Raw genomic sequence first — 19,752 nt, 5'->3', positions numbered from 1 at the left:
AACCGCCCCATTGTCCCGGCCGTCGCGCTCAGCCCTTGTCCAGGTACTCCTCGCGCTCGGCGTCCAGCAGGGCGGTCAGGGCGGTGCGCAGCGCGGGGTGGCCGTCCAGCTCCGGGTCGGCGGCGACCAGCGCGCTCGCCTCCTGGCGGGCCTCGGCGATGACCTCCTCGTCCTCGATGACGGTGAGCATCCGCAGCGAGCTGCGCACCCCGGACTGGGCCTGTCCCAGCACGTCCCCCTCGCGGCGCTGCTCCAGGTCGACGCGGGACAGCTCGAAGCCGTCCAGCGTGCTGGCGACCGCGGCCAGGCGAGCGCGGGCGGGGCTCGCCTCGGGCATCTCGGTGACCAGCAGGCAGAGTCCGGGGGCCGAGCCCCGGCCGACGCGTCCGCGCAGCTGGTGCAGTTGGGAGACGCCGAAGCGGTCCGCGTCCATGATCACCATCGCGGTGGCGTTGGGGACGTTCACTCCGACCTCGATGACGGTGGTGGCGACCAGGACGTCCAGCTCGCCGGCGGTGAACCGGCGCATCAGCTCGTCCTTCCGGTCAGGCGGCATCCGGCCATGCAAGGCGGCCACCCGCAGGCCGCTCAGCGGGCCCTCGGCCAGCCGCTCGGCGACCTCCAGCACCGCCAGCGGCGGGCGCTTCTCCGCTCCGTCGGCGCCCCCGCCCTCCTCGTCGCTCTCGCTCTCCCCGTCGCTGGCGCCGCCCGGCGCGGGCTGGGCGAGCCTCGCGGGTGCGCCGCCGGGGGGTTCGGCGGCCTCGTCGAGCGTGGGGTGGCCCGGGCGGGCGGGCTCCTCCTCGTCCCCGATGCGGGGGCAGACGACGTACGCCTGGTGGCCGGCGGCCACCTCCTCGCGCACCCGCTCCCAGGCGCGGGTCAGGAAGTGCGGCTTGTCCGCGACCGGGACGACGTGGGTGGCGATGGGCGACCTGCCGCTCGGTAGCTCGTCCAGCACGGAGGTCTCCAGGTCGCCGAAGACCGTCATGGCGACCGTGCGCGGGATGGGGGTGGCCGTCATCACCAGCAGGTGCGGCGGCTGTTCGCCCTTGGCGCGCAGGGCGTCCCGCTGTTCCACGCCGAAGCGGTGCTGCTCGTCGACCACGACGAGGCCGAGGTCGTGGAAGGTGACGCGGTCCTCGATCAGCGCGTGGGTCCCGATGACCAGGCCCGCCTCGCCCGTCGTCAGGTCCAGCAGCGCCTGCCGCCGGGCCGGGGCGCCCATCGAGCCGGTCAGCAGCACGACCTTGGTGCCCGGCTGGCCGGACACCCGGCGGGGCACCGCCAGTTCGCCCAGCATCTCGGTGATCGAGCGGTGGTGCTGCTGGGCGAGGACCTCGGTCGGCGCGAGCAGGGCGCTCTGCCCGCCCGCGTCGGCCACGGTGAGCATCGCGCGCAGCGCCACCATGGTGTTGTGGGTCACGGTGAAGTGGTCCGTCACGTAGGCGTGTTCCGGGTGTCGGACGCTGATGCAGCGGGCCGGCCGGCGCCCCACCCACACCACCCGGCGTACGGCCCGCCGGAACACCGCCCCGCCGCTCCTCGGCGCCAGCCCGGCCGTCCGCCGCTCGGAGCGGAACGGGCGGTACTCGGCGGGGAGTTCGGCGGTGACCTCGCTCGACTCCGGGCCGTGCTCGACCCGGGCCCAGCCGCCGAGCGAGCGGACCAGCCAGGCCAGGTCCCCGGCCAGCGCGGGCGACGGGCAGCGGAAGCGCACGCCGTGGCCGTCCGGGGCGGCCTCGCCCGCCGTGTCCAGCAGCCCCCGCGTCAGCGCGAGCCGCTCCTTGAGCGGGGCGTTCCGGTAGGCGCCGGGGACGGCGGCGCGGCGTGGGGACGGGTCCACCCCCAGCGCGGCCAGCGCCTCCCGTGGCCCGGACGCGGCGGGGTCCGGGGGCCCGGCGGGGGTGCCGCCCACGAGCAGGGTGCCGAGGAGGTGGGCGTCGAGCGGGCGGGGCTCCGCGCCGTCGAGGTCGACGGGGGTGGCCTCGGGCAGGTACCAGACCGGTGAGCCGTCCGGGGCGAGCAGTTCCTCGCGGATCCGCCGGGTGGTGAGGACGCTGGGGGGCGCGCCGCTGCGCCACTGGCGGCTGGTGCCGACGATCCACAGGTGCTCGTCGTCGCACTCCACGCTACTGCCGTCGGACAGCTCCAGGCGCCAGATGTCCCGCTCGCCCTGGGGGAACACCCCGTCCACCGGGGCGATCTCGCCGGAGGGGGTGATCACCGGGTCGCCCACCCGGAGGTCGCCGATGGGGCGGTACCCGCTCGGGGTGAGCACCCCGGCGTCGAGCGGCTGGGCCTTGCCCGAGCCGACCTCGCCCTGGAGGAGGCGGTGCATCGGGTGGCTGGTGGCGAGGTCAGCGAGGATCTCCCCGCTGACCCGGCGCTGCCCGCCGGTGAGGGTGAACGGCAGCGCGGCGTCGAACGCCTCCAGCAGTCCGCCGCCGCGCTCCGGGCGGGGTGTGGCGGGCAGTTGGGTCTCGGCCTGCCGGCGGCGGGCCAGCGCGGTCTGGAGGACGAACGCCTCGTCCCACTTCAGCCGGGACCGCGCCTCGGCCACCTCCCGCCGGTCGCGCGGGTGGTGCGCCTTGGTCAGCGCCTCGGCCAGGGGGAGGAGGCGCCGCCCCTGGCGCACGGTCTCGGGCAGCGGGTCGGTCAGCTCCCGCCAGCCACCGCTCTCCATGGTGCGCAGCAGGGTGTCGACCGCCTTCTCCAGCTTCCACGAGGGGAGTTGGGCGCAGGCCGGGTAGATCGGCAGCAGCCGGTTCGCGAAGGCGTCGACGCGGGTGGAGTCGTCGGCCGGGTCGTCCTCGCCGTCCAGCAGTTCGTACTGCGGATGGGCCAGCTGGAGACGGCCGTTGAAGACGCCGACCTTGCCCGCGAACATGCCGCGGCGCCCGGGGAGCAGCTTCTGCTGCGGGACGTGCGCGCCCCGGCCGAAGAAGACGAGCTGGAGGCGTCCGCTGCCGTCGGTCAGGGTGACCTCCAGCCGCTGGCCGCGCCCCCGGTTGAACCGGTGCATCCGGGCGTCGGCGACCCGCGCGACCACGGTGACGTGCTCGTCGAGCGGGAGGTCGGCGAGACCGGTCAGCTCACCGCGCTCGGCGTACCGGCGCGGGTAGTGGTGGAGCAGGTCTCCCACGGTGCGGAGATCGAGGTGCTCGGCCATCACCTTCGCGGTGTTGCCGCCGAGGACCTTGCTGAGGGGTTCGTCGAGCGCGGGCACGGGCCTATTGCACACCATCCCGCTGACAGCGGGCGTGTTCCCGACGGTGCCCCGCCGCTCCCGCCGGTTCCCTGACCGGTCCCCGGCGGTTCCCCACCCGTGCACGGCCCGCCCCGGCTCGGCCGGTTCCGGCCGGGGGAAGGCCGGTCCCCTTCGGTCCCGGCCCGGTCGCGGCGGCCCGGGTCACCCGGTGCCGGTCACTCGACGCCGATCAGCAGCGGCGAGTGAGGCTGGCCGCCCGCGCACACCACGGTGCTCACCCCGAGGTGCCGGTGGCGCACGTGGTCCTCCAGCCGCTCGGTCATCCCGCAGGGCGCCCCGGCGCCGGTGACGAGGGTGACGAGTTCGCCGCCCGCGGCGAGCATCCGCGTGAGCACCCCCAGCGCGGCCCGCTCCACGGACTCGCCGATCAGCGCCACGTCGCCGTCCACCAGCCCGAGCACGTCCCCGGCGGCACAGACCCCGGCCATCGTCCAGGAGCGGTGCTCGGCGACGGTCACCTCGCCGTACCGGGTGGCCCCCGCCGCGGCGGTCATCGCCACCACGTCCTCGTCGAAGCTGAGCCCCGGCTCGTGGACGGCGAGCGCGGCGACCCCCTGCACGGCGGCCCGGGTGGGAATGACGGAGATCCGCACCCCGCCCGACCGGGCGCGGGCGGCGGCCCGGGCGGCGGCCTCCCGCAGCGCGGTGTCGTTGGGCAGCAGCACGACCTCGCGGGCGCCGGTGCCGCGCACCGCCTCGTACAGCGCCTCGGCCCCGGAGTCCGCGCGGGCGGCCTCGGCCGGTACGGGCCGCGCGCCCGCCTCCGCGCAGAGTGCCGCCAGCCCCTCCCCCGCGACGACGGACACCACCGCGCGGGGCGCCGGTGCCGCAGCCAGCCGCGCGGGTGCGGCGGATGGCGGCGCGCCCGGCGACGGGCGGCGCTCAGCGCCGGGAACGGTGCTGGGGGCGGTGGCGGCGTCCGGCGCCTCCGGCGGGGGGCCGGGCAGTCCGCTCACCCGGATCCGGTGGGGGCGGCCCGCGGCGATCCCCGCCTCCACGGCGGCGCCCGCGTCCCCGGTGTGCAGGTGCACGCTCCACGTGCCGCCGCCGCCCGCGACGGCGAGCGAGTCGCCCAGCGCGTCCAGCCGGGCGCGGAGCGCGGGCAGCGCGGACTCCTCGGCGTCGAGCAGGTACATCACCTCGAAGTGCCCGGCGGGCGGCCCGCCCTGCCCGGGGAGCGGCCCTCCGGGACGCGCGCCCGGACAGCGCGCCGGAGCGGCGGGGGGCTCCTCGGGCGGTGGGGCGCCGAGTGCCTCGGCGAGCGCGCCGAGCACCGCGGTCAGCCCCCGTCCGCCCGCGTCCACCACTCCGGCCTCGGCCAGCACGGGCAGCCGCGCGGGCGTCTCCAGCAGCGCGCGTTCGGCGCCACGGCGCGCCGCCAGCGCGACCTCCGGAGGACCGCCGCCCGTCCGCCCGGCGGCCTCGGCCGCCGCGGCGGCGACGGTCAGCACGGTGCCCTCGGCGGGACGCGCGACCGCCTCGTACGCCGCCTCGGCGGCGCTCCGCAGCGCGCGGCACAGCGCCTCGCCCGCCGGATCGCGCCCCTCCGCCCCGGAAGCCGCCCCGGTGTTCCGGGGGTTCGCGGCGGGCTCGTCCTCCCCGCCGCTCTCCCCACCGGACGCGGTACGGGCCAGCCCCTCCGCGAAGCCGCCGAGGTACTGGGCCAGGATCGTGCCGGAGTTGCCGCAGGCCCCGAGCAGCGCCCCGCGCGCGAGGGTCCGCAGCAGCGTCACGGCCTCCCCCGCGCCCGCCGGGCGGGACGCCTGCCCGTCCGGCTTCCCGTCCGGGCTGTCGTGCGGGGTCTCCCTCCGGCTCTCGTCCACCGCGCGGACGGCCGCGTCCAGGGTGTGCCACAGGTTGGTCCCGGTGTCGCCGTCCGGCACCGGGAAGACGTTGATCGCGTCCAGCTCGGCCCGGTCGGCCCGGAGGGCCTCCAGCGCGAGGGCGCACCAGCGCCGTATCGCCGCCGGGTCGAGCGGTCGCGGCATGGGGGGCTCCCTCACGGGTCGGACTCACGGGCCGGGCGCGGACGGGGTCCGGATCGCGGCTGCTGCCTGGAAGGTTAGGGCACCGGGCGTGGGACCCTGATCCGGTGACCGCCTCCGGTACGGGCCGCGCGGGCGCCCGGGGCCGGGCGGTGCGGGGTCGGGGACGGGTGCGGTTTCGCTGTTCGAAGACGCCCGTTGTATGCTGCTCCGGTTGCCTGACATGGGTTGGGCACCATCCACCTGACAGAGACGGTCACTGCGTGACCCTCAGCTCGTCAGGATTCTCCGTTCGCGCATCAGAAGTCTTTGGAGTGACCCGTGGCTGCCAACTGCGACGTCTGCGGCAAGGGGCCGGGCTTCGGCAACAGCATCTCCCACTCGCACCGCCGCACCCGGCGCCGCTGGAACCCCAACATCCAGCGCGTGCGTGCCGTGGTCGGCGGGACGCCGAAGCGCCTCAACGCCTGCACCTCGTGCATCAAGGCTGGCAAGGTCTCGCGCTGAGCACGGGTGCTCCCCGTTGACGCGGGGTGATTCCGCGGCGCGGCCACCTCGCTGGTTGCTGTGAAGCCGGTCCGCTCATGGCGGGCCGGCTTTCTGGTGCGCCCGCACGTGTTCGACGTGCCCGCGGGCCCCGCCCGCGAAGACGCGCCCTGCCCCGCGCCCCTCGCCGGGGGCTGACGGGGGCGCCGGGACTGACGGGGGCGCCGGTTGTCCGGTCAGTGTCCCGGGACGCACCAGCCGTGGTCGACGGGCCCGATCCCGGCGCCGAGCGGGAAGCCGGCGGCGATGGCTCCGGTGACGTACTCCTTCGCGGCGCGTGCCGCGCGCTCCACCGTGTCACCTGCGGCGAGCCGCGCGGCCAGCGCGCTGGCGAGGGTGCAGCCGGTGCCATGGGTGTGCCGGTTGTCGTACCGGGGTGAGCGGAGCCAGTGCTCGGTCGCCCCGTCCGTCAGCAGGTCGACGGCGTACGGGCCGGGCAGGTGGCCACCCTTGATCAGCGCCCAGCGGGGCCCGTGGGAGAGCATCGCCACCGCCGCGTCCCGCATGCCCTCCTCCGTCTCCACGCACACCCCGGTGAGCTGCGCCACCTCGTCCAGGTTCGGGGTGACGACGGTGGCGGTGGGCAGCAGCTTCGTGCGGACCGCGTCCAGCGCCTCGGTGGCGAGCAGCGCGTCACCGTGCTTGGACACCCCGACCGGATCCACGACCACCGGTACCGCCAGCCCGGAGAGCAGTCCGGCGACGGTCTCGGTGAGTTCGGCTGAGGCCAGCATGCCGGTCTTCACGGCGTCCACCCCGATGTCCTCGGTGACGCTGTGGAACTGGGCCCGCACCGCCTCCGCCGGCAGCTCCCAGTAGCCCCGCACGCCCAGCGAGTTCTGCGCGGTCACCGCGACTATCACGCTCATGCCGTGGGTGCCGAGCGCCAGCATCGTCTTGAGGTCGGCCTGGATCCCGGCGCCGCCGCCGGAGTCGGATCCGGCCACGGTCAGGACCCGGGGCGGAGCGGTGGGCTGCGATGTCATACGACGACGGTACGCCGCCCGTCCCCACGTCCCTCCGGCCACCCGGACCGTCCGGCCGCCTCCCCCGCCGCTCGGCACCTCTCGGCCTCGCCGGACGCCGTCCCGCCGACGGCGCCGCCCCGGCGGGACGGACGCGGCGGGGCGCCGCGGGCCGAGGTGGGACGGGGGTCAGTCGACCGGGTCGGAGCCGAAGTGGTCCCAGCCCCCCGCCTTGTCCCACGGCGCCCCGTCGACGGTGACCTGCGGCAGCGCGGTGGGCGCCAGGACCTCCCCGATGACGCGCCAGCGGGCCGGGAGCTGGGTCTCCCGGGGGAAGGTCGCGACGATCGCGTGGTCCTCGCCGCCGGTGAGCACCCACTGGAGCGGATCGACGCCCACCGCCTGCCCGATGTCGGACATCTGCGCCGGGACGTCGAGGTCGGCGGCGCGCACGTCGATGCGGACCTTGCTCGCCTCGGCGATGTGCCCGAGGTCGGCGATGAGCCCGTCACTGACGTCCGTCATGGCGGTGGCGCCGCGCTGGGCGGCGGCGGGCCCGGCGTGGTACGGCGGCTCGGGCCTGCGGTGCGCCTCGACGAAGGCGCGCGGCGAGCGGAAGCCGCGGGAGAGCACCGCGTGCCCGGCGGCCGACCAGCCGAGCCAGCCGGTCACCGCGACGGTGTCGCCGGGCCGGGCACCGGATCGGGTGACGGGGTCGGCGCCACGCAGGTCGCCCAGGGCGGTGATGGAGACGGTCACCGCGTCGCCGCGCGCCACGTCGCCCCCGGCCACGGCGGCCGCCGCGACGTGCGCCTCGTCCCGGATGCCGTCCATCAGCTCGGTGGGCCAGTTCGCGGGGAGTTCGGCGGGGACGACCAGGCCGAGCAGAAGCGCCGTCGGGTAGGCGCCCATCGCCGCGATGTCCGCCAGATTCTGGGCTGCGGCCTTACGGCCGACGTCATACGCTGTTGACCAGTCACGCCGGAAATGCCTGCCCTCCAGCAGGATGTCGGTGGTCGCCACGACCCGCCGGTCCGGCGCCGCGACGACCGCCGCGTCGTCACCGGGTCCGATCCGCACGGCGGGCGCGGGGGTGACGCGGGAGGTCAGCTCCCGGATCAGCCCGAATTCCCCCAGTTCGCCGACCGTTCCGGGGGTTCGCCCGACGGCGTAGCCGCCCGCTGGCGCGCCGCCCCCGTTCAGATCCCGCATCCCACTCGCCCCTTCATCGCCTCGCTCCTCGCGCTACTGGTTCGTCATCTCGGTACTCCACCGTCCGGCGGGGCCGCGGGGGCTCCCTCGCGGCTCGGGGGCGCGGTACCGTAGCGTCCCTTTTCCCGGAATGATCCTCGAAGCCGTCCTGGAGGACCCGTGGTACAGGCGTACATCCTGATCCAGACCGAGGTCGGCAAGGCGTCCGCGGTCGCCGACGTCATCGCCAAGATCCCCGGAGTGATACAGGCCGAGGATGTGACGGGGCCTTATGACGTGATCGGGCGCGCCCAGGCGGACACGGTCGACGAACTCGGCCGCATGGTGGTCGCCAAAGTCCAGCAAGTGGACGGCATCACCCGCACCCTGACCTGTCCGATCGTCCATCTCTAGCTCCCCCGTATGCTCGTCCGGTGAGCGTTCAGCACCACCGGTCCCCGCATCGCACCGTCCGTCGCGCCCTCGCGGCCGTGGGTGCCTGCGCCGCCCTCGCCGTCGGCTGTTCCTCCTCGTCCGGCCGGGTCGGTCCCCAGGATCCCAGCCCGTCGGGTGCGGCGGCCACGGCGTGCCGGGCGCTCCGGGCGGAGTTGCCGGAGCGGCTGGACGGGCAGCGGAGGGTCACCCCGGAACCCGCGACAAAGTACACCGCGCTGTGGGGGGATCCGCCCATCGAGCTGCGCTGCGGCGTGCGGCGGCCGGAGAAGCTGACGCCCGGGAGTGAACATTACAACCCCACCTCGGACGCGGCGGAGGTGAACGGCGTCTCCTGGCTGGTGGAAGAGGAGGACGGGGGCTATCGGTTCACCACCACGGACCGCACCGCCCACGTCGAGCTGACGGTTCCGGACGACTACGCGCCGGAGGTCGGCCCGCTGACCGAACTGGCCGACGCGGTGCGGAAGACGCTCCCCCGCCGCGACCCCTGACCGCCCGTCGAGCACCGGGCGACCTCCCGCTGACCGACCCGCCCGCGCCCGGGGGCATCCCCGAGGGCGCTTCCGGCCGCGCGGCCGCCGGAAGTTGAAGTGGGTGAGCCGGGGGTGGCTGGCGGTCCCCGGGGAACTGACGCGGCCTCATCACCGGTGTGCCCCGCCGGTCGTGGTCGCCGCCAGGCCACGGCCGGGCGGCGGGGCGGACCAGGCTCCGGCGAGGGGCGGACGACCTCAGCGCGGGCCCTGTCCCCGCTCCGGCGCGTGCGCTCAGCGGGGGCCGGGCGACGGAGACGGGGGCGGGGCCGACCGCCGGGGCGGGGACGGCGCCCGGGACTGACCCGGCGCTGACGTGCGTTCAGCGCAGGCCGGTGCCGCGCCGCAGCGCGGCCTGGACCAGGCGGTCGACCAACTCCGGGTAGTCGACGCCGGTCTCCCGCCACATCCGCGGGTACATCGAGATGGGCGTGAAGCCGGGCATGGTGTTGATCTCGTTGATGACGAACTCGCCGTCCTCGCGGAGGAAGAAGTCAGCCCGCACCAGGCCCTCGCAGGAGGCGGCGTCGAAGGCCCGCACGGCGAGGCTCCGCACCCGCTCCGTCTCCTCCTCGGTCAGCGGGGCCGGGACGACGCCGGTGGCCGAGTCGATGTACTTGGCGTCGAAGTCGTAGAAGTCGTGCGCGCTGACGGGCGGGATCTCGGCGGGGAGGCTGGCGCGCGGGCCGTCCTCGAACTCCAGCACCCCGCACTCGATCTCCCGGCCGCGCACCGCCGCCTCCACGATGACCTTGGGGTCGTGGCGCTGGGCCTCCTCGATCGCCGCGTCCAGCCCGGCGAGTCCGGTGACCTTGGTGATGCCCATCGACGAACCGGCGCGCGCGGGCTTCACGAAGACCGGCCAGCCGTGGTCACCCGCGAGGTCCACCACCCGCTTCCGGGCGGCGGTCGGGTCCCCCTCCCAGTCCCGGGGACGGATGGTGACGTAGGGACCGATCGGCAGACCGAAGGAGTCGAAGATCCGCTTCATGTACTCCTTGTCCATCCCGACCGCCGAGGCGAGCACGCCCGCGCCGACGTAGGGCACCCCGGACAACTCCAGTAGTCCCTGGAGGGTGCCGTCCTCGCCGTACGGGCCGTGCAGCACCGGGAAGACGACGTCGACCTCGCCCAGCGCCTTCGGCACGGCACCCGGCTCCAGGTACGTGACCTCACGGCTGCCGGGGTCGACGGGGAGCAGCACGCCGCCCGCCTGGGAGTCGGCCAGTTCGTCCACGCTGGGGAGCTTCCGGCCCTCGATCGCCATCCGCTCGGGGTCGTCGGCGGTCAGCGCCCAGCGTCCGTCCCGGGTGATGCCGATGGGCAGCACCTCGTACCGCGACCGGTCGATGGCGGACAGCACCGCGCCCGCCGTGAGGACGGAGATCGCGTGCTCGGAGCTGCGTCCACCGAAGACGACGGCGACGCGGGGCTTGCGGGAAGGGGAGTTGCTGCTCATAACGCGTCGACTGTACCCGCTGGCCAGTGGCGCGTCAGCGGCGCGGCACCGGGTCGGGCCGGTCACACCCGCTCGGCCTTGGCGCTCCGCGCCATCAGCTCCTTCAGCGCGACGTGCGGCGGCTTCCCGTCGTGCACGATGTCCACCACGGTCTCGGTGATCGGCATCTCCACCTCGTGGCGGCGCCCCAGATCGAGCACCGACTCGCAGGACTTGACGCCCTCGGCCGTCTGCCTGGTGACGGCCACGGTCTCCTCAAGCGTCATCCCCCGGCCCAGGTTGCTGCCGAAGGTGTGGTTCCGGGACAGCGGTGAGGAGCAGGTGGCGACGAGGTCCCCCATCCCCGCGAGCCCGGCGAAGGTGTGCTCCCGCGCTCCCATCGCCAGCCCGAGCCGGGTGGTCTCGGCCAGGCCCCGGGTGATGAGCGACGCCTTGGCGTTGTCGCCCAGTCCCATGCCGTCGGCGATGCCGACCGCCAGCGCGATCACGTTCTTGACCGCTCCGCCGAGTTCGCAGCCCACCACGTCGGTGTTGGTGTACGGCCGGAAGTACGGGGTGTGGCAGGCGGCCTGGAGGCGCTGGGCCACCGCCGCGTCGGCGCAGGCGACGACGGCCGCCGCGGGCTGCCGCGCGGCGATCTCCCGGGCGAGGTTGGGCCCGGTGAGGACGGCGACGCGCTCCGGCCCGGCGCCGGTGACCTCCGCGATGACCTCGCTCATCCGCGCGGCGGTGCCGAGTTCGACGCCCTTCATCAGCGAGACCAGGACGGTGCCGGGGGCGAGCAGCGCTGTCCAGCGCTCCAGGTTGCCGCGCAGGGTCTGGGACGGGACGGCGAGCACGGTGACGTCCGCCCCGGCCGCCGCCCGCGCCGGGTCGGTGGTCGCCCGTACGGCGGCGGGGAGTTCGGCGTCCGGCAGGTAGTCGGGGTTCCGGTGTCGCAGGTTGACGGCCTCGGCCACCTCGGGGCGGCGACTCCACAGTGTCACCGCGCAGCCGGCGTCGGCCAGGATCATGGCGAAGGCGGTGCCCCAGGAGCCGCTGCCGAAGACCGCCGCGCGGACTGGCGGCTGGCCGGTCCCGGACGGGTCGGGCCCGTCGGCCGCGGCGGGACCGGGAGTCTCCGGACCGTCCGGACGCGGGGGTTGTGCGGGTGGTGCGGGAGGGGTCACGCGCTCTCCTCCTCCGCGCCTCGCGAACGTGCGCGCGCGGTCTGGGTCCGTCGCTGTCCGGGCCGGGGCTTGCGGGACGTACGGGGCGTACGCTCCGGCCGCCCGGCGGAGTTCCCGCCGGGGGTGTTCCGGGCGTTCCCGCGGTGCGTGTAGCGCTCCGCGGGCGCCGGTTCACCGCGCAGTTCGGCCAGTTCCGCGGTGATCGCGTCCATGATCAACTCGGTGACCTCGCGCAGCACCTCGGCGGTCGGTTCCATCCCGTAGTAGCGGGAGAGGTCGACGGGCCGCCCGGCGCGCACCGCGAAGGTCTTCCGGGGGAACAGCCGCGGCCGCTTCGCGTACGGCGGCAGCACCCGGTGCGCGCCCCACTGGGCGATGGGCACCACGGGCGCCCTGGTGACCAGCGCCACCCGCGCCGCGCCCGTCTTGCCCTGCATCGGCCAGAGGGCGGGATCGCGGGTCAGCGTGCCCTCCGGGTAGAAGGTGACGCACTCGCCGCTCTCCACGGCGTCCACCGCGGCCCGGAACGCGCCGACCGCGTCGCTCGACTCGCGGTACACCGGGATCTGGCGCGAACCACGCATGAAGCGGGCCGGCAGTCCGTTGCCCCGGAAAAGGGACTCCTTCGCGAGGAAGCGCGGCAGACGCCGTGAGTTGTAGGCGAAGTGCGCGTACGCGAGCGGGTCGAGATACGAATTGTGATTGACGACGGTGATAAAGCCACCCTCGGCCGGAATGTGTTCCATTCCTTGCCAGTCCCGTTTAAACAGCACCAAGAGCGGCGGTTTCGCCAGCACCGCGGCAAGGCGGTACCAGAAGCCGACTTTCTGGCGGGACACCCGGACACCATCTCCTCTGGCGCTCTCGACAACCGCACAAGTGTCGCCGCAGAGCACCGCTCTGTCGACCACACCGTGCGTCCCCTCTGACGTGCACACCGTAACCCCGCGGATGCCCGGACGCTGCGGCGGCGGTCCAGAATGGGGGGCGTGCAGCCACCTCCGACGCCGGTGGCCTGGACCCTGGTGGTGCCGCTGAAGCCACTGGCCCGGGCCAAGAGCAGGCTCGCGGACACCGCGGGCGCCGCCGCGCTCCCCGGGTTCGCACTCGCCTTCGCGCGGGACACCGTGGGCGCGGCGCTGGCCTGCGAGGCGGTACGGGATGTGGTGGTTGTCACGGACGACCCCCTCGCCACGAGGGCGCTGACCGAGACGGGCGCCCGGGTCATACCCGACACCCCGGGCGCCGGGCTGAACCCCGCGCTCGCGCACGGCGCCAGCGCGGCCCGCGCCCACCGTCCGCTGGTGCCGGTGGCCGCGCTCAACGCGGACCTGCCCGCGCTACGCCCCCGCGAACTGGCCCGGGTGCTGGGCGCGGCGTCCCGGCACCCGAGGTCCTTCCTCGCGGACGCGGCGGGACTCGGCACCACGTTGCTCAGCGCGATGCCGGGCAGCGAGCTGAACCCGGGCTTCGGCGGGCCCTCCAGAGCGCGGCATCTGGCCTCCGGCGCGGTGGAACTGCGGTTGCCCGACGTGCCGAGCGTGCGCCAGGACGTGGACACCGGAGGCGACCTGCGGGCCGCGCGGGCCCTGGGGGTGGGCCCCTTCACCGCGCGGTACGTCGGCCTTCCGGCGCCCGGTGCCGCCCCCGGCGCCGCCCGGTAGGCTGCGCCGCATGCAGGCCACCTCGTACACCTACGACGCGGAGACCCGCTCCGGCAGCGTGCTGCTCGACGACGGCACCCCGCTGCCGTTCGACGCGGCGGCGTTCGACGCGGGCGGCCTGCGGCTTCTCCGCCCTGGCCAGCGAGTGCGGATCGAGGTGACGGGCTCGGGCGCGGAGGCCCGCGTCACCCTGGTCACGCTCCAGACCTTCTGACCCCCGAACCCGCCGGGCGGTGACCGCCGCCCCGCCCCGCTGACGGGCGAACCGCGCGCACAGCGCCGGGCCGAGCCCTCCTGGGGCCCGGCCCGGCGCTGAGTGGTGCGGAACGTGTGGTTCTCGGGAGGCGCGTCAGCGCCTGCGCGCGGTCGCCCTCTTGGACGTGGTCTTGCGGGCCGCCGTCTTCCGGGCGGGAGCCTTCTTCGCGGTGCTCTTCCGGGCCGGTGCCTTCTTCGCGGTGGTCTTGGCGGCCGTGCTCTTGGCGGCTGACTTCTTGGCCGGTGCCTTCTTCGCGGTGGCCTTGGTCGCCGTCTTCTTCGCGGTGGCCTTCTTGGCGGTGGTACGCGTGGCCGTCTTCTTCGCGGTGGTCTTCTTGGCCGCGGCCTTCTTGGTGGCGGCCTTCTTGGTGGAAGTTCCACCGGACAGGCTGCCCTTCGGTGCCTTCTTGACGGCCACGTCGTTCTTCGGGAGCTTCTTCGCTCCGCTGACCAGGTCCTTGAATCCGGCACCGGCGCGGAAGCGCGGCACCGAGGTCTTCTTGACCCGGACCCGCTCACCGGTCTGCGGGTTACGCGCGTACCGGGCCGGGCGGTCGACCTTCTCGAACGACCCGAAGCCGGTGACGGACACCCGCTCACCGGAGACGACCGCGCGGACGATGGCGTCGAGTACGACGTCGACCGCGTCCGACGCCTGCTGACGTCCACCGAGCTGATCCTGGATTGCTTCGACGAGCTGCGCCTTGTTCACGTCTTCCCCTTCGGAGGCATTGCAGGGCGAATGGGTTCAAGCTTTTTCGCACGCTAGGCAGATATATACCGCAAATCAAATACGAAACGGGCGAATCACCCTTGTGCCGCAACGAAGTCGTCCGTCACGGAGTTCCGTCAGCGCGCACATCCCCGCGCGCCATGGGGATTCGGCCCGCGTCAAGCTCGGCCATCAGGCGCTCAAGGCGCCGCTCGGCGTGCGCCAGATCGTGGTTGGCGGCTGCCGTGATCACCAGTAGCTTCTTGGTGAGCACCACCCGGACCCCGTGCGGGACCCGCAGCGTGCGCACCGTGCGGTGCGCGTCCTTGAGCCGGGCGGCGAGGCGGCCGTAGAGCTCCAGTTGACCGTCGCGTTCCATGTACCGATTGTGGCAGCTAGGGCGAGTTGTGCCGACACCGGGCCTCAACACGGCGAACGCGCCCCGGCCGGCAGGCGGGGCGCGTCGCGCGCGCGAGGGCCTTCCGCCCCTGGCTCACACCCGCAGGGTACGGGGCAGGAAGGAGGGGCGGGCGGCCTCGAACTCGGCGATGTGGGACTCGTTCTGGAGGGTGAGGCTGATGTCGTCCAGCCCCTCCAGCAGTCGCCAGCGGGCGTTCTCGTCCAGCGTGAACTCCTCCGCCACACCGGGCGCCGTCACGGTGCGGGTCACCAGGTCGACGGTGACCTCGGTGGCCGGGTCGGTCTCGCTCAGCTCCCAGAGCCGCTCGATCACCGGCTGCGGCAACACCACGGTGAGCAGGCCGTTCTTGAGGGAGTTGCCCCGGAAGATGTCCGCGAAGCGGGAGGAGAGCACGGCCTTGAAGCCGTAGTTCTGGAGCGCCCACACGGCGTGCTCGCGGGAGGAGCCGGTACCGAAGTCCGGTCCCGCGACGAGCACCGTCCCACCGTGGTGTGCGGGCTTGTTGAGCACGAACTCCGGATCCCTGCGCCATGCTTCGAAGAGACCGTCCTCGAAGCCGTCCCGGGTGACCTTCTTGAGCCAGTGCGCGGGGATGATCTGGTCCGTGTCGACGTTGCTGCGGCGCAGCGGGACGACCCGGCCGGTGTGCGTGGTGAAGGCTTCCATGGCTCAGACTCCGGCGGGCTCGGGTACGTCGGACAGGTCGGCGGGCGAGGCGAGATGGCCCAGCACCGCGGTGGCGGCGGCCACTTGGGGTGAGACCAGATGGGTCCGGCCACCCTTGCCCTGCCTGCCCTCGAAGTTGCGGTTGGAGGTCGAGGCCGACCGCTCCCCCGGCGCGAGTTGGTCCGGGTTCATCCCGAGACACATCGAGCAACCGGCGTGCCGCCACTCGGCCCCGGCCTCGGTGAACACCTTGTCCAGGCCCTCCTCGACGGCCTGGAGCGCCACCCGCACCGAGCCCGGCACGACGAGCATCCGCACGCCGCTCGCCAGCGACCGGCCGCGCAGCACCTCGGCCGCCGAACGCAGGTCCTCGATACGGCCGTTGGTGCAGGACCCGACGAAGACGGTGTCGACGGCGACCTCGCGCAGCGGCTGCCCGGCGCTCAACCCCATGTACTCCAGGGCCTGTTCGGCGGCGAGTTGGGCGCTGGGGTCGGAGAAGGAGCCGGGGGCGGGGACGCTCTGCGAAAGCGGCGCGCCCTGCCCGGGGTTGGTGCCCCAGGTGACGAACGGGGCGAGCCCCGCGGCGTCGATGACCACCTCGTGGTCGAACCGGGCGTCCGCGTCGGTGCGCAGGGTGCGCCAGTAGGCGACCGCCTCGTCCCACTCGGCGTCCCGCGGGGCGTGCGGGCGGCCCGCCAGGTACGCGAAGGTGGTGTCGTCCGGCGCGATCATGCCGGCGCGGGCGCCCGCCTCGATGGACATGTTGCAGACGGTCATCCGGGCCTCCATCGACAGCTTCTCGATGGCCTCGCCCCGGTACTCGATGACGTACCCCTGGCCGCCGCCGGTGCCGATCCGCGCGATGACGGCCAGGATCAGGTCCTTCGCCGTGACGTCCGCCGGCAGCTCGCCGTTGACCGTGACCGCCATCGTGCGGAACGGGGCCATCGGCAGCGTCTGGGTGGCCAGGACGTGCTCGACCTGGCTGGTGCCGATACCGAAGGCGAGGGCGCCGAACGCGCCGTGGGTGGAGGTGTGGCTGTCGCCACAGACCACGGTGGTGCCCGGCTGGGTCAGGCCCAGCTGCGGTCCCACCACGTGGACGACGCCCTGCTCGACGTCGCCCAGCGGGTGCAGCCGCACACCGAAGTCCGCGCAGTTCTTACGGAGCGTCTCCAGCTGGGTACGCGAGACGGGGTCGGCGATCGGCTTGTCGATGGCGAGGGTCGGGGTGTTGTGGTCCTCGGTGGCGATGGTGAGGTCGGTGCGGCGCACCGCGCGCCCCGCCTTGCGCAGGCCGTCGAATGCCTGTGGGCTGGTGACCTCGTGCAGCAGGTGCAGGTCGATGAAGAGCAGGTCCGGCTCGCCTTCCACGCGCCTGACGACGTGGTCGTCCCAGACCTTCTCCGCGAGTGTGCGTCCCATCGCTTTCCCTCCGGTGCCGTGCGACGCCGTGTGGCTGCCGTGAGTACAGCCTGGCGGGTGCGGGGGAAATCTGAACTTGCGTTTCACACTCTGAGACGGGAGTATCGACGCATGGACAACTCTAGTGGCGTCGGCGTTCTCGACAAGGCCGCGCTCGTGCTGAGCGCTCTGGAGTCCGGTCCGGCCACCCTTGCCGGGCTGGTCGGGGCGACCGGCCTCGCCCGCCCAACGGCCCACCGGCTCGCGGTGGCCCTGGAGCACCACCGCATGGTGGCCCGCGACATGCAGGGCCGGTTCATCCTGGGCCCCCGGCTCGGTGAACTGGCCGCCGCCGCCGGGGAGGACCGGCTCCTCGCCTCCGCCGGGCCGATCCTGACCCACCTGCGCGACGTGACCGGCGAGAGCGCCCAGCTCTACCGGCGGCAGGGCGATATGCGGATCTGCGTGGCGGCGGCCGAGCGGCTGTCCGGCCTGCGAGACACCGTCCCCGTCGGCTCCACCCTGCCGATGAAGGCGGGCTCGGCGGCGCAGATCCTCATGGCCTGGGAGGAGCCGGAACGGCTGCACCGGGGCCTCCAGGGTGCCCGGTTCACCGCCACGGCGCTCTCCGGGGTGCGGCGGCGCGGCTGGGCCCAGTCGATCGGGGAGCGCGAACCGGGCGTGGCCTCCGTCTCGGCACCGGTACGCGGTCCGTCGAACCGGGTGGTGGCGGCCGTCTCGGTCTCCGGCCCCATCGAGCGGCTGACCCGCCACCCCGGCCGGATGCACGCCCAGGCGATCGTGGACGCGGCCGCCCGACTCAGCGACGCCCTGCGCCGGGGCTGAGACGATCCGTGCCCCAGACCCCCGCCCCGGGGCACGGATCCACCGGCGGCTCAACCGGCTCGGCTCCGCAGCCGGTCCGCGGCGCGGGCACCACCCTGACCAACCGGTGCGGTCCCCCGGGCCGCGCCGAGCCCGAACGCTGGCATGTCGACGTAGACGCTTTCGTAGTGCCCCGGGGGCACGCGGTAGGACTCGTGCCAGATGCCCACGGCCCCGTTCGCCCGCCGCGCCCGGCGATGGAACGCCGCCCAGGCGGGCCGGTGTTCGCGCTCCGGACTGGAGGCGTAGGCGTGGAGCCGCTCCTGGGACTCCCAGTACTGCACGACGCAGAAGATCCTCGGCCCTCCGAACAGCAGGCGGTAACCGAGCATCCCCGCCGAGGGGTCCCGGGACAGTTCCCGCAGCATCCTCGGCATCGCCCGGAATACCGGAAGCCAGGCGCGCGGCGCGCGCAGCCGGTTGATCCGCATCCCGATCAGGAAGACGACGATCTCGCCCTCCGACGCGTCCGTCATCCGACCCGGCAGCACCTCGTGACGCACCACACACCCCTCCCCTTCGACACAATGGACGACTCTTCGGCAGAACCGAACGACCGCTGGACAGCGGCAGGTCAGCACCGACGCGTCAGCGGTGACAGCGACGCTGGGCACAGCACCGACAGCAGGACGGCACGGCAGGACTGAACACCAGAACTGGAAAGCAGGACTGGATAGCCGCACTATCCAATACATGGATAGTGCCACTCTCCAAGTGCTCGGCACAACCCCAGGAAGGCCGATATGCGACTGGCGGAACTCAGCGAGCGGAGCGGGGTCCCCACCGCGACGATCAAGTTCTATCTGCGCGAGGGGCTGTTGCCGCCTGGAGAGCGGGTCAACGCGCGGCAGTCCCGGTACGAGGAGGACCATCTGCGCCGTCTGCGGCTGGTGCGCGCGCTGATACAGGTCGGCGGGATGTCGGTGGCCACCGCCCGCGAGGTGCTGACCGTCGTGGACGACGACTCGCGCAGCCCGCACCAGCGGTTCGGGGCGGCCCACTCGCTCCTGCCGCCCAGCGCCGGACCCCCGGGGACATCAGCGCGCGCTGAGGGCCCCGGGAGCGCGACCCACGGGGACGGGGCGGAGGGGGAGGACGAGGGGGAGCCCGGGGAGCCGGGACCGCACGAGCGGACGGCCCGGGAGTCGGTCGACGCGCTGCTGACCCAGCTCGGCTGGGACTTCTCCCGACGGCTGCGTCACCACGTCCCGGCCTACACCTCGCTGATCAACGCGGTGGCGGCGCTCTCCCGGCTCGGCTACCCCTGCGACATCGAGCGGCTACTCCCCTACGCCCGGGCCGCCGCCCAGATCGCGGAGACCGACACCGAGACGATCGCCGCCTACGACACCCTCAGCGAACAGGTGGAGGCCGCCGTCGCCTGCACCGTGCTGTACGAGCCGGTGCTGCTGAGCCTGCGGCGGCTCGCGCAGACCGAGGAGTCCAACCACCGGTTCGGGGAAGGGAGTTGACGCACCGTCGCCGACCGACGTTCGACGGCGGCGGCGCCACGGACTCCGGGGCGGCACTGATCACCGAAGCGCGCGGACAGCCCGGGCCGAGAACCGGGCGGAGCCGCCGGGCGGGGGCCTCGACGGGTCGCCGCCCGGCGGCCGGGAGGCCCCACAGCCCCGGGAAGCGCCCCCGGAGAACCGGGAGGACACGGGGAGTACCGGGCGCGCGGGGAGTACGGGAACGCGGGGAGTCGTGAGGGTGGAGAGAACACGGAAAACCGCGTGAGCCAGGTGATCCACGGAAATTCCCGGTAAACGGGGGAATGCGGAAATACCGGAGTGCGGGAAAACCAGAATGCAGGGGAACGAAAAAGACCCTCCCCGAGGGGAGGGTCTTGTGATCGCGTACCCCCGACCGGATTCGAACCGGCGCTACCGCCTTGAGAGGGCGGCGTGCTAGGCCGCTACACAACGGGGGCCCTAGCAGATCCCTGGTGGATCCGTACCCCCGACCGGATTCGAACCGGCGCTACCGCCTTGAGAGGGCGGCGTGCTAGGCCGCTACACAACGGGGGCATCGATCATGCGACATGGAAAAACGCAGATCGTGCTGGGCTACCAGGACTCGAACCTAGACTAACTGAACCAGAATCAGTCGTGCTGCCAATTACACCATAGCCCACCAAAACACAATCCCCGGTGGGGATCTTGTCTGGATG

Annotated in this window: 19 protein-coding genes and 3 tRNA genes; 7 read left to right on the top strand and 15 right to left on the bottom strand. The window is 73.8% G+C overall.

The annotated features are described in order from the left end of the window. Positions 1-28: 28 nt before the first annotated feature. Together E0L36_RS12970 and E0L36_RS12965 are read right to left on the bottom strand one after the other, a co-directional pair. Positions 29-3,244, bottom strand: a complete 3,216-nt coding sequence (locus E0L36_RS12970; RefSeq protein ID WP_180929174.1) for a helicase-related protein — start codon at positions 3,242-3,244, stop codon at positions 29-31. Positions 3,245-3,423: 179 nt separating this feature from the next. Beyond that, positions 3,424-5,256 (bottom strand): DAK2 domain-containing protein, encoded by a 1,833-nt coding sequence (locus E0L36_RS12965; protein WP_180929173.1) that lies wholly within the window; start codon positions 5,254-5,256, stop codon positions 3,424-3,426. 318 nt (positions 5,257-5,574) lie between these two features. On the opposite strand from E0L36_RS12965, the gene rpmB reads away from it, so the two are divergent. Continuing rightward, a complete protein-coding gene (gene rpmB / locus E0L36_RS12960; RefSeq protein ID WP_180929172.1) occupies positions 5,575-5,760 on the top strand; it encodes a 50S ribosomal protein L28 in 186 nt (61 codons plus the stop codon). Positions 5,761-5,975: 215 nt separating this feature from the next. Here rpmB and thiD read toward each other — a convergent pair whose 3' ends face one another. Together thiD and E0L36_RS12950 are read right to left on the bottom strand one after the other, a co-directional pair. After that, entirely contained in the window at positions 5,976-6,785 is an 810-nt protein-coding gene (gene thiD / locus E0L36_RS12955) for a bifunctional hydroxymethylpyrimidine kinase/phosphomethylpyrimidine kinase (RefSeq protein WP_180929171.1), read from the bottom strand. Between the two features lie 168 nt (positions 6,786-6,953). Then, positions 6,954-7,976, bottom strand: coding sequence for a thiamine-phosphate kinase (locus E0L36_RS12950; RefSeq protein WP_180929170.1), 1,023 nt, complete (start codon positions 7,974-7,976; stop codon positions 6,954-6,956). A 159-nt stretch (positions 7,977-8,135) separates the two neighbouring features. Between E0L36_RS12950 and E0L36_RS12945 the strand changes: the two genes are divergently transcribed. Together E0L36_RS12945 and E0L36_RS12940 are read left to right on the top strand one after the other, a co-directional pair. Next, on the top strand, positions 8,136-8,369 hold the full coding sequence (locus tag E0L36_RS12945) for an Lrp/AsnC ligand binding domain-containing protein (RefSeq protein ID WP_180929169.1): 234 nt from the start codon (positions 8,136-8,138) through the stop codon (positions 8,367-8,369). 20 nt (positions 8,370-8,389) lie between these two features. Next, positions 8,390-8,902: a DUF3515 domain-containing protein gene (locus E0L36_RS12940; protein ID WP_180929168.1), complete on the top strand. Its 513-nt coding sequence runs from the start codon at positions 8,390-8,392 to the stop codon at positions 8,900-8,902. Positions 8,903-9,263: 361 nt separating this feature from the next. On the opposite strand, the gene E0L36_RS12935 is transcribed toward E0L36_RS12940, so the two are convergent. The 3 genes from E0L36_RS12935 to E0L36_RS12925 form a co-directional block, all read right to left on the bottom strand. Beyond that, on the bottom strand, positions 9,264-10,400 hold the full coding sequence (locus E0L36_RS12935) for a D-alanine--D-alanine ligase family protein (RefSeq protein ID WP_180929167.1): 1,137 nt from the start codon (positions 10,398-10,400) through the stop codon (positions 9,264-9,266). A gap of 62 nt (positions 10,401-10,462) precedes the next feature. Beyond that, positions 10,463-11,569, bottom strand: a complete 1,107-nt coding sequence (locus E0L36_RS12930) for an NAD(P)H-dependent glycerol-3-phosphate dehydrogenase (RefSeq protein ID WP_180929166.1) — start codon at positions 11,567-11,569, stop codon at positions 10,463-10,465. Then, positions 11,566-12,408, bottom strand: coding sequence for a 1-acyl-sn-glycerol-3-phosphate acyltransferase (locus E0L36_RS12925; RefSeq protein ID WP_180929165.1), 843 nt, complete (start codon positions 12,406-12,408; stop codon positions 11,566-11,568). The genes E0L36_RS12930 and E0L36_RS12925 overlap by 4 nt, the downstream gene beginning before the upstream one ends. A 171-nt stretch (positions 12,409-12,579) precedes the next feature. Between E0L36_RS12925 and cofC the strand changes: the two genes are divergently transcribed. Next, a complete protein-coding gene (gene cofC, locus E0L36_RS12920; RefSeq protein WP_180929974.1) occupies positions 12,580-13,233 on the top strand; it encodes a 2-phospho-L-lactate guanylyltransferase in 654 nt (217 codons plus the stop codon). Positions 13,234-13,243: 10 nt separating this feature from the next. Continuing rightward, positions 13,244-13,447 carry a hypothetical protein gene (locus E0L36_RS12915; RefSeq protein ID WP_180929164.1) on the top strand — a complete coding sequence of 68 codons (204 nt, stop codon included), beginning with the start codon at positions 13,244-13,246 and terminating at the stop codon, positions 13,445-13,447. A gap of 135 nt (positions 13,448-13,582) precedes the next feature. Here the strand turns inward: E0L36_RS12915 and E0L36_RS12910 are convergent, their stop codons facing one another. The 4 genes from E0L36_RS12910 to leuC form a co-directional block, all read right to left on the bottom strand. Further along, positions 13,583-14,200 carry an HU family DNA-binding protein gene (locus E0L36_RS12910; RefSeq protein ID WP_180929163.1) on the bottom strand — a complete coding sequence of 206 codons (618 nt, stop codon included), beginning with the start codon at positions 14,198-14,200 and terminating at the stop codon, positions 13,583-13,585. 124 nt (positions 14,201-14,324) lie between these two features. Further along, complete coding sequence (locus E0L36_RS12905; protein WP_180929162.1) at positions 14,325-14,579, bottom strand: hypothetical protein; 255 nt, start codon at positions 14,577-14,579, stop codon at positions 14,325-14,327. Between the two features lie 114 nt (positions 14,580-14,693). Continuing rightward, a complete protein-coding gene (leuD, locus tag E0L36_RS12900; protein WP_180929161.1) occupies positions 14,694-15,287 on the bottom strand; it encodes a 3-isopropylmalate dehydratase small subunit in 594 nt (197 codons plus the stop codon). A 3-nt stretch (positions 15,288-15,290) separates the two neighbouring features. Continuing rightward, on the bottom strand, positions 15,291-16,715 hold the full coding sequence (leuC, locus tag E0L36_RS12895; RefSeq protein WP_180929160.1) for a 3-isopropylmalate dehydratase large subunit: 1,425 nt from the start codon (positions 16,713-16,715) through the stop codon (positions 15,291-15,293). Positions 16,716-16,826: 111 nt separating this feature from the next. Here leuC and ndgR point away from each other — a divergent pair, with 111 nt between their 5' ends. Next, the gene (gene ndgR / locus E0L36_RS12890) at positions 16,827-17,540 is read left to right on the top strand and encodes an IclR family transcriptional regulator NdgR (protein WP_180929159.1); all 714 of its coding nucleotides are present in this window, start codon (positions 16,827-16,829) and stop codon (positions 17,538-17,540) included. A 50-nt stretch (positions 17,541-17,590) separates the two neighbouring features. Here ndgR and E0L36_RS12885 read toward each other — a convergent pair whose 3' ends face one another. Next, complete coding sequence (locus tag E0L36_RS12885) at positions 17,591-18,055, bottom strand: DUF4188 domain-containing protein (protein ID WP_180929158.1); 465 nt, start codon at positions 18,053-18,055, stop codon at positions 17,591-17,593. Between the two features lie 267 nt (positions 18,056-18,322). Between E0L36_RS12885 and E0L36_RS12880 the strand changes: the two genes are divergently transcribed. Next, positions 18,323-19,051, top strand: a complete 729-nt coding sequence (locus tag E0L36_RS12880; protein WP_180929157.1) for a MerR family transcriptional regulator — start codon at positions 18,323-18,325, stop codon at positions 19,049-19,051. A gap of 388 nt (positions 19,052-19,439) precedes the next feature. Here E0L36_RS12880 and E0L36_RS12875 read toward each other — a convergent pair. From E0L36_RS12875 to E0L36_RS12865, 3 genes are all read right to left on the bottom strand, one after another. After that, a tRNA-Glu gene (locus tag E0L36_RS12875) sits at positions 19,440-19,512 on the bottom strand. Positions 19,513-19,536: 24 nt separating this feature from the next. Beyond that, positions 19,537-19,609, bottom strand: a tRNA-Glu gene (locus E0L36_RS12870). Between the two features lie 34 nt (positions 19,610-19,643). Then, positions 19,644-19,715 (bottom strand) — tRNA-Gln (locus tag E0L36_RS12865). Positions 19,716-19,752: the final 37 nt, after the last annotated feature.

The sequence above is a fragment of the Streptomyces sp. AJS327 genome, assembly GCF_013450295.1.
In the GTDB taxonomy this organism is placed as follows: domain Bacteria; phylum Actinomycetota; class Actinomycetes; order Streptomycetales; family Streptomycetaceae; genus Streptomyces.
This window is presented reverse-complemented; position numbering and strand designations above follow the sequence as displayed.

Coding starts and splice junctions, on each gene's coding strand:
- E0L36_RS12970 (WP_180929174.1), bottom strand. CDS start 3,244: ATGGTGTGCAATAGGCCCGTGCCCGCGCTCGACGAACCCCTCAGCAAG.
- E0L36_RS12965 (WP_180929173.1), bottom strand. CDS start 5,256: ATGCCGCGACCGCTCGACCCGGCGGCGATACGGCGCTGGTGCGCCCTC.
- thiD (WP_180929171.1), bottom strand. CDS start 6,785: ATGACATCGCAGCCCACCGCTCCGCCCCGGGTCCTGACCGTGGCCGGA.
- E0L36_RS12950 (WP_180929170.1), bottom strand. CDS start 7,976: ATGCGGGATCTGAACGGGGGCGGCGCGCCAGCGGGCGGCTACGCCGTC.
- E0L36_RS12935 (WP_180929167.1), bottom strand. CDS start 10,400: ATGAGCAGCAACTCCCCTTCCCGCAAGCCCCGCGTCGCCGTCGTCTTC.
- E0L36_RS12915 (WP_180929164.1), top strand. CDS start 13,244: ATGCAGGCCACCTCGTACACCTACGACGCGGAGACCCGCTCCGGCAGC.
- E0L36_RS12905 (WP_180929162.1), bottom strand. CDS start 14,579: ATGGAACGCGACGGTCAACTGGAGCTCTACGGCCGCCTCGCCGCCCGG.
- leuD (WP_180929161.1), bottom strand. CDS start 15,287: ATGGAAGCCTTCACCACGCACACCGGCCGGGTCGTCCCGCTGCGCCGC.
- leuC (WP_180929160.1), bottom strand. CDS start 16,715: ATGGGACGCACACTCGCGGAGAAGGTCTGGGACGACCACGTCGTCAGG.
- ndgR (WP_180929159.1), top strand. CDS start 16,827: ATGGACAACTCTAGTGGCGTCGGCGTTCTCGACAAGGCCGCGCTCGTG.
- E0L36_RS12885 (WP_180929158.1), bottom strand. CDS start 18,055: ATGACGGACGCGTCGGAGGGCGAGATCGTCGTCTTCCTGATCGGGATG.
- E0L36_RS12880 (WP_180929157.1), top strand. CDS start 18,323: ATGCGACTGGCGGAACTCAGCGAGCGGAGCGGGGTCCCCACCGCGACG.